At 37.9% G+C, this 13,032-nt stretch carries 10 protein-coding genes and 1 other annotated feature; of the genes, 8 read left to right on the top strand and 2 right to left on the bottom strand.

Translation table 11 applies throughout. The annotated features are described in order from the left end of the window. Window positions 1-25 precede the first annotated feature (25 nt). Complete coding sequence (locus tag EHLA_RS08670; RefSeq protein WP_021907457.1) at window positions 26-511, bottom strand: sporulation initiation factor Spo0A C-terminal domain-containing protein; 486 nt, start codon at window positions 509-511, stop codon at window positions 26-28. A 133-nt stretch (window positions 512-644) separates the two neighbouring features. Between EHLA_RS08670 and EHLA_RS08665 the strand changes: the two genes are divergently transcribed. Beyond that, window positions 645-1,346: a helix-turn-helix domain-containing protein gene (locus EHLA_RS08665; RefSeq protein ID WP_096240332.1), complete on the top strand. Its 702-nt coding sequence runs from the start codon at window positions 645-647 to the stop codon at window positions 1,344-1,346. Between the two features lie 64 nt (window positions 1,347-1,410). Here the strand turns inward: EHLA_RS08665 and EHLA_RS08660 are convergent, their stop codons facing one another. After that, entirely contained in the window at window positions 1,411-3,093 is a 1,683-nt protein-coding gene (locus EHLA_RS08660; protein WP_096240330.1) for a 2-isopropylmalate synthase, read from the bottom strand. A gap of 106 nt (window positions 3,094-3,199) precedes the next feature. Continuing rightward, window positions 3,200-3,464: a binding site (T-box leader), on the bottom strand. A gap of 113 nt (window positions 3,465-3,577) precedes the next feature. Here EHLA_RS08660 and EHLA_RS08655 point away from each other — a divergent pair. The 7 genes from EHLA_RS08655 to EHLA_RS08625 all read left to right on the top strand — a co-directional run bounded on the left by EHLA_RS08655 (window position 3,578) and on the right by EHLA_RS08625 (window position 13,027). Beyond that, on the top strand, window positions 3,578-4,870 hold the full coding sequence (locus tag EHLA_RS08655) for a chloride channel protein (protein WP_096240328.1): 1,293 nt from the start codon (window positions 3,578-3,580) through the stop codon (window positions 4,868-4,870). A gap of 41 nt (window positions 4,871-4,911) precedes the next feature. Then, the gene (locus EHLA_RS08650) at window positions 4,912-6,684 is read left to right on the top strand and encodes an ASKHA domain-containing protein (RefSeq protein WP_096240326.1); all 1,773 of its coding nucleotides are present in this window, start codon (window positions 4,912-4,914) and stop codon (window positions 6,682-6,684) included. 135 nt (window positions 6,685-6,819) lie between these two features. Next, complete coding sequence (locus tag EHLA_RS08645) at window positions 6,820-8,211, top strand: MATE family efflux transporter (protein ID WP_096240324.1); 1,392 nt, start codon at window positions 6,820-6,822, stop codon at window positions 8,209-8,211. A 15-nt stretch (window positions 8,212-8,226) separates the two neighbouring features. Next, window positions 8,227-9,219, top strand: coding sequence for a GTP 3',8-cyclase MoaA (moaA, locus tag EHLA_RS08640; RefSeq protein ID WP_154580773.1), 993 nt, complete (start codon window positions 8,227-8,229; stop codon window positions 9,217-9,219). A 14-nt stretch (window positions 9,220-9,233) separates the two neighbouring features. After that, on the top strand, window positions 9,234-10,169 hold the full coding sequence (locus EHLA_RS08635) for an MOSC domain-containing protein (protein WP_096241599.1): 936 nt from the start codon (window positions 9,234-9,236) through the stop codon (window positions 10,167-10,169). A gap of 262 nt (window positions 10,170-10,431) precedes the next feature. Beyond that, a complete protein-coding gene (locus EHLA_RS08630) occupies window positions 10,432-12,303 on the top strand; it encodes a TIGR03960 family B12-binding radical SAM protein (RefSeq protein ID WP_096240322.1) in 1,872 nt (623 codons plus the stop codon). Further along, a complete protein-coding gene (locus EHLA_RS08625) occupies window positions 12,278-13,027 on the top strand; it encodes a TIGR03936 family radical SAM-associated protein (RefSeq protein WP_021907469.1) in 750 nt (249 codons plus the stop codon). Before EHLA_RS08630 ends, EHLA_RS08625 begins: the two co-directional genes overlap by 26 nt. Window positions 13,028-13,032 lie beyond the last annotated feature (5 nt).

Below are 13,032 nucleotides of genomic sequence, written 5' to 3'. Positions count from 1 at the left end.
CCGGGTTTTGTTTTTTTGACTACATCTATAATTCATTATTCACCATATAATAATAGATCGCGGCTAAAAAGTTAGAATTAGTCGGTGCTCCTTTATCTGAGTAGTTAGAAGAGGTAAAGATCTTTTTAATCATCTCTAAATTCCCTTTTAAAAATCCAATTTCAATTGCATGCCGGATATTACGTTCTACACGAACGGGTGTACTTGAACACTTTTCGGAAACATCAGCATATAATCCTTTTGTAATATTGTTTAAATATTCGGGGTTAAGAGCAATCAATTCTAATGCGGTCACTATGTAAGAAAAGCCTAGCAGGTTGGCAGGAATTCCAATCTGCATTAGAAGTTTTTGAATTCCGGAAGTTTCAATACGAAAAATACTTTTAATGTTGTTTTCACCATTAATTGTAAAAACAAGTACCTTTTGATGATCTTCCATTGTGTTAATAAATCGCCAAAGGTCATCTTTAACATGAAAAATTCCTGCATAAGTAATAGAAACGTCAGACATATAATAAATCTCCTCTCTGAATTATTTATGTTACATTTTAATATGGATATTGACATAATAAAATATTAGGAATAACATAATATTCATAACTGTTTAAAAAAATTCATGTCAGTAATGACCCGTAGGAGATAGTATGTTTAGTAAGAAGATTCGTGACTTAATGATAGAACAAGATATATCTTTGCAGAAATTAGCAGATACCTCCGGTGTTCCTTTTGAAAAATTACGTAACATCTATTATCAAAAAGTAAAGGACCCAAAGGTGTCTACTGCCTTTCAGCTTGCACAGGCACTGGGTGTTACAGTTGAATATTTATTAGGTGAAAATAAATATTTAGAATGTGAACAGGAAGAGGAGGAACTAATTAAAAATTATAGAGAATGTGGAAATCATGGCCGGGCAGTTATTCGTATTGTGGCGCGTTTTGAAAGTAAAGCAGCACAGAATGAACGAATGAATATACATAAAATGAAACATAGAATACCATGTCTTGTTCCTGTTGGTAAGGTGTCAGATGGTATTTATTATAATAGCTGTAATGTGGAGAATGAATATACGATGATTAAAAAAGTATATCTGGCAATAGAAATCACAAGTAATAATTTTGCACCGGCATATTGTAAGGGGGATAGGATATTACTTGAAAATCGCTTTCCAGAACTAGGGGAGAGAGCTGTCTTTACAGATGGATTGAAAGCGTATTTTCGATACTTTAAGATGAAAGGAAACGATTATTGCTTAGAATGTCTGAATGGAAGGGGAAAAGATATTATTTTACATCGTATGGATGAAATGGATTGTATGGGAACATGTATCAGCGTAATAAGAAGATAAACATTATATGAGTAAAAGAGACGAAGCAAAAGTGATTGCTTCGTCTCTTTTGGCAAGTCAGGATTTAGTTTTCTTTTCCATCTTCACATTTTTCATAGCGGTTTACAGCGCTGATTAACGCCTTTACGGATGCATTGATAATATCGTCATCAATTCCTACGCCCCAGTATGTATTTCCATCGTTTCCGTAGATAGCAACATACGCACATGCCTGGGAGTTTGATCCCATTTTCAGGGCGTGTTCCTCGTAAGTGGAGATTGTGTAGTCTAAGTTAGAGTGACGTTTTAATGCATTACTTACAGCATCAAGACGACCATTTCCTTTTCCATGGTATACTTTATGTACACCATATTTGTTCAGGATAATTTCTGTTGAAATTCCACCATGCTCCTGTTTGAAGTGTACTTCGAGTAATTCGATTGGATCACAAATATTAACATATTTTTCGTTGAATACTTTTAATACTTCTTTTGGCTGTAATTCTTTATGTGTGTGGTCGGAAACATCTTTTACAGAATAGCCAACTTCTTCACGCATTTTAGTTGGAATACGAATACCATATGTTTTTTCCAGAAGGAATCCGATACCGCCTTTTCCAGACTGGCTATTGATACGGATAACATCTGCTTCGTATTCTCTTCCAAGATCTTTTGGATCAATTGGCAGATATGGTACAGTCCATTTATCGCAGTCATGTGTTTCACGCCACAGCATACCTTTTGCGATAGCATCCTGATGAGAACCGGAGAAGGCAGCAAATACAAGCTTTCCTGCATATGGCTGTCTTTCATATACATGCATTCTTGTTACTTTTTCATATACTTTTACGATATGTGGCAAGTCTGTAAAGTCTAAGTTTGGCTCTACACCATGCGCATACATATTTAAAGCTAATGTAATGATATCTACATTACCTGTACGTTCTCCATTACCAAATAATGTTCCTTCCACACGATCAGCTCCTGCAAGAACAGCTAATTCTGTATCGGCAACACCTGTTCCACGATCGTTATGAGGATGAACAGATAATACAACATTATCTCTGTATTTTAAGTTCTCGCTCATAAATTCAATCTGGCTTGCGTAAACATGAGGCAGAGAGTGGGAAACAGTAGCAGGAAGATTGATGATAGCAGGTAACTCTTTCTTTGGTTTCCATACATCTAATACAGCATTACAGATTTCTAATGCAAAATCCATCTCTGTTCCTGTAAAACTTTCAGGAGAGTATTCGAAACGATATTTCCCTCCATTTTCTTCCATCAGTTTCTGTAATAATTCAGCACCTTCTACAGCAATCTGAATAATATGTTCTTTATCTTTTTTAAATACCTGCTCACGCTGTGCAACAGAAGTGGAGTTGTACAGATGAACGATTACGTTTTTAGCACCCTCAATAGCTTCAAATGTCTTTTTAATGATATGTTCTCTTGCCTGAGTCAGAACCTGAATCGTTACATCATCCGGAATCAGATTCCGTTCGATCAATGTACGGCAGAATTCATATTCTGTCTCAGAAGCAGCTGGGAAACCAACCTCGATTTCTTTAAAACCAATATCAACTAACAATTTAAAGAATTCGATTTTTTCTTCTAAACTCATAGGGATGATCAGAGCCTGGTTGCCATCACGTAAGTCAACAGAACACCAGACAGGTGGCTGTTCGATATGGTCTTTCTCCATCCATTTATTATATCCGGCTGGAGCTGGGAAATACATTGGTTTATACTTATCTGCATACTTCATAATAGAAAATCCTCCTTAAGTTAAAAACGACATATTACAGGAAAATATATCCTGTAAAATAAAAAACTCCGTCTCTTTAATGGCAAATACCAAAAGGCAGATGCCGAAAAGAGACGGAGAAAATAATTCCGCGGTACCACTCTTATTCACACGATACTTAAAAAGTAAGGTATGCACTCATTATAGATACGGACTCAAAAGTCTTATATCCTCCTGTTATAACGGTCAGATTTCCGGCGCTGCCTACTGCAATCATGCGGTTCAACAGGCTGCTCGGAGGCGAGTTCAAATCATGTCTACTACTGCTTCGCACCAACCAGCAGCTCTCTGGATGCTTTCATCATTCTACTATTCCTCTTCATCGCATTTACAGGATTTAATTTATCACGAAATAAAAAGGATGTCAATTCTTTTTTCGCCAGAACTTGACAATATAAATTCAAATAGAGTACACTTTCTTAAAAGAAAGAGGAAGGAATAAAATATGCGAGAAATAGGTGAGAGGTATTTAAGAAAGATTTATTATAATTTAAAGACCTGTGCATTATGGTTGTTTATGGCAGGTCTGACGGGAGTTGGTGTTGGGGCATTTAGCAGTGCATTTTCTTTTTGTCTGAAAAAAGTAACCATGCTTCGGGGAGAGTATCCATTTTTATTATATTTTTTACCCGCTGGCGGAATTGTAATCATATTGTTGTATCACCTTTGTGGAGTGAGACAGGATAAGGGAACGAATATTATTATGACAGCGGTACATGGGAAAGACCAGGATGTACCAGCATACATGGCTCCCCTTATTTTTGCAGCTACGATTATCACACATTTATTTGGTGGGTCTGCCGGGCGTGAAGGGGCAGCACTTCAGATGGGAGCAAGTATCGGTAACACGATTGGCAGACTTTTTAAATTTGAAGAGGGAGACAGAAAGCTTCTGGTGATGAGTGGAATGAGTGCAGCCTTTTCTGCTGTATTTGGAACACCTCTTGCGGCAGCGATTTTTCCTATGGAAATGATCAGTGTTGGGATTATGCATTATGCAGCATTAGTTCCATGTGTTTTTTCCTCAATCGTGGCCAATCGTTTTGCAGTAAATATGGGAATCAACCCGGAAGCATTCATGATTCATGGCATACCAGAACTTACTTTTTTAAACAGCGCTAAAATTGTATTACTGGGCATTTTTTGTGCAGGATTAAGTGTTGTATTTTGCCTGTTTTTAAAAGGAGCAGGTTTATTTTACAGTAAGTTTTTTAAAAATGCATATATAAGAGCTATGGCAGGAGGATTCCTTGTCATTGGAATGACATTACTGATAGGTACATATGATTATAATGGAGCAGGAACAGAAATGATTGCCAAAGCGATTGAAGGAAGTGTTCCTGCCTATGCTTTTCTTTTAAAAATGTTATTAACTGCCCTGACCCTTGCAGCAGGATATAAAGGCGGCGAGATTGTACCAGCCTTTTTTACAGGAGCGACATTTGGATGCCTGTTTGGACATGTTTTTGGGATTTCTCCGTCTCTTTGTGCGGCAACAGGAATGCTTGCCCTGTTCTGTGGCGTAACAAACTGTCCAATCGCTTCTATGCTCATAGGATTTGAGCTATTTGGTTTTGAAGGAGTTCCTTATATTTTAATTGCAATATCCATAAGCTATATGCTTTCCGGATATCATGGACTTTATAAAGAGCAGATTATCGTCTATTCCAAGTATCATCCAAAGTTCATTAACCGCCAGTCAGGAGATGAAAGCTTCGATGGACAGGATTATGAGTAAAGAGTTTCTTATATAAAAATATAACGAAAGGCATTGTATAAATGAGTTATCAAATTTATTTTATAAATCAGAACAAAAAGATTGCTGTGGATGGAGGGAAATTATTTGCTGCTTGTGAATTAGCAGGTTTTCCACTAAATCTTGTCTGTGGGGGGAACGGCACATGTGGAAAATGCAGGGTGCGTATCAAAGGGAAAGCGGATGAGAACTTTAAAGAAGTTCTTGCCTGCCAGACAGAGATTACAGAGGATATGGAGATTTGCTTAAAGGAGTCAGATTATAGGCAGGAGACAGTCGTATTAACAAAGGCAGCTCCTTTAAATATAGAATTTCATCCTTCTGTTTCTAAAAAATATGTGACCAAAGATGAAATTATCGAAAAGATGCGAGAAAAGAATACGTTTTTCTCGCAGACTGAAAAAGTACCTCTTTCTGTTATGCAAAAGTTTTCGATGATGAATGTTTCGCTTGATTTTACTGGCTGTACCTTTGTGTATTTTAATGATGAGATTACTGCAGTGGAAGAAGGAGATACTACTCCGTATTGTTATGGTGTGGCGGCAGATATCGGAACGACAACGGCTGCAGTATATATTTATAATCTGAATACAGGAGAATTAATTGCGACAAAGTCTGCTTTAAATAAACAGACAGCTTATGGAGCGGATGTGATTACGCGGAATTCCTGTGTAAGAGATAATCCCGAAATGCTGCAAAGATTAAGGGATTGTGTCATAGATACATTGAATGAACTGCTTGAAGAGGCAAGAAGTGAGTATCAAGATTTGAAAGAGAATATTTATCATGTCGTTCTTTGTGGAAACAGTACGATGCAGCACTTGTTTTATGGGATGAATCCATATTTCCTTGGAGTGAATCCTTTTGCCAATATTATAAAAGAAGAAGTAGTTGTAACAGGAAGAGAGACGGGATTATGCTGTAATCCAAATGCAGTAGTAGAGTTTTTACCGTTATTGGGTGGATTTGTTGGTGCAGATACAACATCCGTACTTCTTACGTTAACGAAGAAGGATAAAATATATTTAATGGTTGATCTTGGCACGAATGGGGAACTTGCGGTAGGGACATTTCCAAAGTTTCTGGCAGCATCTACGGCTTGTGGTCCGGCGTTAGAAGGTGGAAATATTGCCTGTGGCATGCGTGGAACAAATGGGGCAATCGAGAAAGTTTCCTTCAAAAATAATCAGCTTACTTACAAAGTGATCGGAGAAGGAACGCCACAGGGATTATGTGGTTCAGCAATTATTGATGCCGTAGCAGAACTTAGAAAAGCTGGTTTAATTGATGAAACGGGAACCTTGCTTGACCCGGATGAATGCAGAAGAATGAATCCATATAGTCCATGGATAAGATATTTGCATGAAGCAGAAGAATATAATATGGCATTTTATTTTACAGAAGGAGAGCATCCAGTTTATATTTCTCAAAAAGATATCCGTCAGATTCAGATGGCAAAAAGCTCGATTTGTTCCGGTTGTCTGGCTTTATTAGAAGAGGCAGGTCTCACACTGGAAAGTATAGATTATCTTGTATTAGCAGGAGCATTTGGCAATTATATTGATATAGATAATGCGTTATCGATTGGACTTTTGCCACCGGTATCCAGGGAGAAGATCATTTCAATAGGAAATGGAGCAGGTCAGGGGGTACAGTCCTTTTTGTTGGATCAATCTTATCGTGTCCGGGCTAAAAATATTGCAAATAATTGTATACATGTATCTTTGGCAGAAAATAAAAAGTTTATGGAAAGTTATATCAAAAATATGAATTTTTCAGTGGAGGAATCGCTGTGAGAGATTAAAAGAAATAATTTCTGAGAATCTAAATATTTGTTTGTTTATTTTGTAAAATTGATGCTATAATAAAAGTGGCTGTCTGTTTAGATAAGACAGCCGCATTTTATGCAGTACGAAAAGAGGAGAGGAAATATGAGTGAAGAACAAAAAGAGAATATACAGGCGGGAAACCCATTGGGGGAGGCTTCTGTCGCTTCTTTAATGGTTAAGTTTGCTGTTCCAAGTATTATTGCGATGATTGTCAGTGCTTTATATAATATTGTTGATCAGTTATTTATCGGACAGGCAGTCGGTACGCTTGGCAATGCGGCGACGAACGTTGCGTTTCCGTTAACAACATCTTGCATTGCGCTTGCCTTAATGTTTGGTATCGGTGGTGCGTCCTGTTTTAATTTAAATATGGGAAGGGGAAGCAGTGAAAGAGCAGTATATTTTGTTGGAAATGCTATTGTATGTCTGATCGGCAGCGGTGTAATCTTGTTTGGAATTGCAGAGATATTTTTAACGCCGCTTTTAAAAGGATTTGGTGCTCCGGGTGACGTACTTCCCTATGCACAGACGTATGTACGTATTACGGCAATCGGTTTTCCATTTATGATTTTAACAGCCGGAGGATGTCATCTGATTCGTGCGGATGGAAGTCCACAGATGGCGATGATTTGTAATCTGGTCGGTGCGATTGTTAATACAATATTAGATGCGGTATTTGTTATGGTCTTTCGATGGGGAATGGCTGGAGCAGCCTGGGCGACGATTATCGGACAGATTATTTCTGCGATTATTGTTATTCATTATCTGCTTCATTTTAAAACGATTCCGTTAAAAAAAGAGCATTTTTATCCACAGATAAAATATATTGGAAGAACTGCACAGATAGGTATGGCTTCTTTTTTTAATCAGATTGCTATGATGCTCGTGCAGATCGTAATGAATAATTCATTGACTTTTTATGGGGCATCTTCCATTTATGGAGAAGCGATTCCTCTGGCATGTGCGGGAATCGTAATTAAAGTAAATCAGATATTTTTCTCTATTGTAATCGGACTTTCTCAGGGAAGTCAGCCGGTGGAGAGTTTTAATTACGGCGCTAAAAAGTATGATCGTGTACGTAAAGCATATAGACTTGCAGCATTAACAGGAGTAATAATTTCTATTTTTTCTTTTGTACTGTTTCAGATTTTCCCGAGACAGATTCTTGGACTTTTTGGAACAGGAGAGCCAGAATATTTTACATTTGGAGTACGCTTCTTCCGTATCTTCTTATTCTTTATCTGGTTAGATGCCTTGCAGCCAATTACATCCACGTTCTTTACATCCATCGGAAAGCCGGCAAAGGGTATTTTCCTGTCTCTTACAAGACAGATTATTTTCTTCATACCATTGCTTTTGATTCTGCCACGATTTATGGGAATTGAAGGCTGTATTTATTGTGGACCGATTGCCGACTTTTTATCAGCAGTTGTCACTATTATCATGGCATTTCTTGAGTTTAAAAATATGCCAAAGCAAGATAAAAATAGATAAAAAGGTATTTTTATAATGATAAAAACAGGGATAAGAGATAGTTACGGCAGAGAGATAAATTATATGCGGATTTCTATTACTGACCGTTGTAATCTTCGCTGCTGCTACTGCATGCCGGACGGGGCTGACTGGATTCCAATGAAGGATATTCTTACGTATGAAGAGATTACGGCAGTCTGTCAGGAGGCAGTAAAGCTAGGGATTACCCGTTTTAAAATTACGGGAGGGGAACCGCTTGTAAGAAGAGAATGTTCTAAATTAATTCGTATGATAAAAGAGATTCCGGGGACAGAAGTTGTCACATTAACAACAAATGGTCTGTTGCTGGGAGAACAATTAGAAAGTTTGATGCAGGCAGGTCTTGATGCAGTAAATATCAGCTTAGATACATTAGACAAAGAAAAATATAAACAGGTTACAGGATTTGATAAATTATCAGTTGTTCTTGCATCCATTACAAAGGCGGTAGAGTCTGGTATTCCGGTAAAAATCAACGCTGTTTTACAAAAAGGAATGAATGAGGAAGAGTGGCTGCCACTTACCCAGCTTGCGAAAAATCTGCCATTAAGTGTACGTTTTATTGAAATGATGCCGATTGGTTATGGAAATATACCACAAAGTATTTCTAACGAAGAGCTAAAAGAGAAAATCATGAGGTATTACGGCAATTTAACAGAAGATTTTCGGATATATGGAAATGGACCGGCTGTTTATTATTCCATCGAAAGATTCAAGGGAAATATCGGTTTTATCAGTGCGATACATGGAAAGTTCTGTAATTTATGCAACCGTATCCGAATGACTTCGACAGGAGATATAAAGCCATGCCTCTGCTACGAGCAGCGGTGGGCATTAAAGCCTGCATTGCGGATGGAACATAAAGAAAAACGGCAGGAAAGTATTCAAAAAATATTAATAGAAAGCATAAAAAACAAACCACAGATGCACTGTTTTGAAGATGTAAAAAGCGTGTCGGAAAAACATTTTATGGGGCAGATTGGTGGATGAGAGGAGAAGATATTATGGGAAAAATCACTGGGATTTGTATCAGTGAGAAAAGAGGGGTACAAAAACATTTCATCGAAGAAGCAAATATTATAGCAGACTGGGGAATAGAAGGTGATGCCCATGGCGGCAAATGGCATCGTCAGATCAGTCTTCTTTCCCAAGAAAAAGTTGATGCATTTAAGGCAAAAGGAGCAGATATCCATCCAGGATCTTTTGGCGAAAACTTAATTGTTGAGGGCTTTGATTTTAGTGCGATGCCGGTCGGCACCCGTTTTGTTATCGGCGATGTTGTTTTAGAAATGACACAGATTGGAAAAGAATGTCATAATCATTGCGTAATCTATAAAAAAATGGGTGACTGCATTATGCCAAGAGAAGGCGTGTTTGCAGAAGTAGTAGAGGGAGGACACATTAAAGTCGGTCAGGAAGTTACCTGTATTTTACCTAAAGCAGACAGACCGTATACAGCAGCAGTGATTACTTTAAGTGATAAAGGAGCAGCAGGAGAAAGGGAGGATAAAAGCGGGCCAGCTATTGTAGAAATGCTAAAATCTGCAGGATATGATATAAAAGAAACGCTTCTTCTTGCTGATGAACAACTCCTTTTAGAAAAAGAACTCATGCGTTTAAGTGACCAGCGTCAGGTGAACGTTATTTTTACAACGGGTGGAACAGGTTTTTCTGAACGCGACAGAACACCGGAAGCAACGATTGCCGTTTGCAATCGTATGGCAAATGGAATTGCTGAAGCAATTCGTAATTATTCTATGACGATTACCCCTCGTGCCATGTTTAGTCGTGCTGTATCAGGAATCCGCAAAAGAACATTGATTATTAACCTTCCGGGCAGTCCGAAAGCAGTGAAGGAATCTTTAGAGTTTCTGCTTCCAAATCTAGAACATGGACTGGGAATCCTGCGGGGAAGTGAAGGAGAATGTGCTCGGAAGTAAGGCAGGGTAGTTTGATCAGATATCTTTGGAGCAAAAGAAAAAAGAGAAAATAAAAAATAACTATTCTTGTTCGTTTATCCAGTTGATCTTTTTAGTCCACATACTTTTAAAGAGTCTGGAATTTGCAAAAAGTGAATTTTTTTGATATTATAGAAAAACTGATGCATAAATTTGTTTGAATTCACATTAAAAATCACTTAAATATTAAAATTTAAGCAAATATATGTTTTGTGAAAAATAAACAACAATGAAAGGGAATTTTATGAATAATTTAGCATTAACCGATGAAATATTGCTAAAAATAGAGAAACCAGTACGCTATATTGGGAATGAAGTAAACATGGTAAGGAAAGACCCGGAAGGGAAAATAAGGTTTGCGATGTGCTTCCCGGATGTGTACGAGATCGGGATGTCTCATTTAGGGATGAAGATCATATATGATCAGATGAACCGCAGGGATGATATCTACTGTGAACGTGTATTTTCTCCTTGGGTAGATCTTGATAAAGTGATGCGTGAGGAAAATATTCCGCTCTTTGCATTAGAAAGTCAGGACCCTGTATTTATGTTCGATTTTCTGGCAATCACGATTCAGTATGAAATGTGCTATACAAATATTTTGCAGGTTCTTGATCTGAGTCAGATTGGTATTTATGCGAAGGATAGAAGGGAAGATGCTCCATTTGTTATTGGTGGAGGACCTTGTACTTATAATCCGGAGCCACTTGCAGACTTTTTTGATATGTTTTATATCGGGGAAAGTGAAACAGTATATTATGATCTGATGGATTTATATAAAGAACATAAGCAAAATGGAGGAAGCCGTAAAGAATTTCTTCGGAAAGCTTCTCATATTCCGGGTATTTATGTTCCTTCTCTTTATGAGACAACTTATAATGAAGACGGAACGATTGCTTCTTTTGAACCTCTTTACGAGGATGTCCCAAGAACAATCTTAAAACAGGTACAGATGGATTTATCCAATACTTTTTATCCGGAAAAGCAGATTGTTCCCTATATTAAAGTAACGCAGGATCGTTGTGTGCTTGAGATTCAACGTGGATGTACAAGGGGCTGCCGTTTTTGTCAGGCGGGTATGATTTATCGTCCGTTAAGAGAACGTTCTCTTCCAATGCTTGAAAAACTTGCTTCAACCGGGATTAAAGGAACTGGAAATGACGAGATTTCTCTGAGTTCCCTAAGTTCAAGCGATTACAGTCATTTACCAGAACTTTGCAATTATCTGATTGATAATTATCGTTCTAAGAATATTAATATCGCATTGCCATCTCTTAGAATCGATGCATTTTCTTTGGATGTTATGAGCAAAGTGCAGGATGTACGAAAGAGCAGCCTTACTTTTGCTCCGGAAGCCGGAACACAGAGAATGCGTGACGTCATTAATAAAGGGCTTACAGAAGAAGTGATTCTTCATGGGGCAATGGAAGCATTTAAAGGAGGATGGAGTAAAGTAAAACTTTATTTCATGATGGGACTCCCAACAGAAACAGAGGAAGATATTAAAGGAATCGCTCATCTTGCTGAAAAGATCGCCATGAATTACTATAGTATGGATGCGGAATATCGTCATGGCCGTATTTCTGTTGGTGCAAGTGCTTCGTTCTTTGTTCCAAAACCATTTACCCCATTCCAGTGGGCATCGATGTGTGAGGAGGATGAATATAAGCAGAAAGCACATATCGTCAATGATGAATTTAAGATTCAGCATAATCATCGTAGCCTGTCTTTTAAGTGGCATGATGCTAAGACTACAGTTTTAGAAGGAATTCTTGCTCGTGGTGACCGCCGTATTTGTAAAGTGATTTATGATGTTTATAAAAAAGGCTGTATCTATGATGCATGGACAGAGTTTTTTGATTATGATACCTGGATGGAAACGATGGAGGAAAATGCTCTTGATTATCATTTCTATACAACAAGAAAGAGAGAGCTTGATGAAGTCTTCCCATGGGATTTCATTGATATCGGTGTAACAAAAGAATTTTTAAAACGTGAATGGAATAACGCGATGGCAGAAAAGGTGACCCCAAACTGTCGTGAGAAATGTTCCGGCTGTGGAGCGGCAAGATTTGGAGGAGGTGTCTGCTATGAAAGTAAGAGTAAAATGGACTAAAACAGGAGTTCTGAAATTTATAGGACATCTGGATGTACAAAGATATTTTCAAAAGGCATTGATGCGTGCAGAGCTTCCTGTTTCTTTTTCAAAAGGAATGAGTCCTCATCAGATTATGAGTTTTGCTGCACCGCTTGGTCTTGGGATGACCAGTGAAGGAGAATATGCGGATATTTCTTTTGACTGGTCTTATAGCAGTGAGGAAATGCTGAAACGCATCAATGCGGTAATGAATGAGGGGATTTCTGTCCTTGAATTTAAAGAAATTGATGAAAAAGAGAAAAACTGTATGGCAGTAACAGAGGCAGCAGATTATCTTGTAACATTTCGCGAAGGCTATTATTATAAAGATGCATTTTTAAAACGTACCCAGCCTTTTTATCTTCAGGAGAAGATTCCGGTTATAAAGAAAACGAAGCGTTCGGAAAAAGAAGTAGATATTGCACCGTTGATTCTTGATATTCGTGAATATGAATCTGAACCGCTTATTCCGGGGCTTCCATTAAAACAGGAAGGAATCTTTATGAAGCTGGTTACCGGTAGTGCAGAGAATTTAAAACCACAGCTTGTTATGGAAGCTTTTTGTAAATATCTTGGATATGATTATGATCCAATGGGATTTCAGTATCACCGTCTGGAAACCTATTTAAAAAAAGATGGAGAGCTTCAGCCATTAGGTTCTGTCGGCTGGGATATTGCTGAAGAAAAGCATCCGGAAGAGTAAATATT

The organism is Anaerobutyricum hallii, assembly GCF_900209925.1.
Lineage (GTDB): Bacteria > Bacillota > Clostridia > Lachnospirales > Lachnospiraceae > Anaerobutyricum > Anaerobutyricum soehngenii.
This window is presented reverse-complemented; position numbering and strand designations above follow the sequence as displayed.

What these genes read in the sequence shown, in the direction of transcription:
- EHLA_RS08665 (WP_096240332.1), top strand. Translation starts at nt 645, where the DNA reads ATGTTTAGTAAGAAGATTCGTGACTTAATGATAGAACAAGATATATCT.
- EHLA_RS08645 (WP_096240324.1), top strand. Translation starts at nt 6,820, where the DNA reads ATGAGTGAAGAACAAAAAGAGAATATACAGGCGGGAAACCCATTGGGG.
- EHLA_RS08625 (WP_021907469.1), top strand. Translation starts at nt 12,278, where the DNA reads ATGAAAGTAAGAGTAAAATGGACTAAAACAGGAGTTCTGAAATTTATA.
- EHLA_RS08670 (WP_021907457.1), bottom strand. Translation starts at nt 511, where the DNA reads ATGTCTGACGTTTCTATTACTTATGCAGGAATTTTTCATGTTAAAGAT.
- EHLA_RS08660 (WP_096240330.1), bottom strand. Translation starts at nt 3,093, where the DNA reads ATGAAGTATGCAGATAAGTATAAACCAATGTATTTCCCAGCTCCAGCC.
- EHLA_RS08635 (WP_096241599.1), top strand. Translation starts at nt 9,234, where the DNA reads ATGGGAAAAATCACTGGGATTTGTATCAGTGAGAAAAGAGGGGTACAA.
- EHLA_RS08655 (WP_096240328.1), top strand. Translation starts at nt 3,578, where the DNA reads ATGCGAGAAATAGGTGAGAGGTATTTAAGAAAGATTTATTATAATTTA.
- EHLA_RS08650 (WP_096240326.1), top strand. Translation starts at nt 4,912, where the DNA reads ATGAGTTATCAAATTTATTTTATAAATCAGAACAAAAAGATTGCTGTG.
- EHLA_RS08630 (WP_096240322.1), top strand. Translation starts at nt 10,432, where the DNA reads ATGAATAATTTAGCATTAACCGATGAAATATTGCTAAAAATAGAGAAA.
- moaA (WP_154580773.1), top strand. Translation starts at nt 8,227, where the DNA reads ATGATAAAAACAGGGATAAGAGATAGTTACGGCAGAGAGATAAATTAT.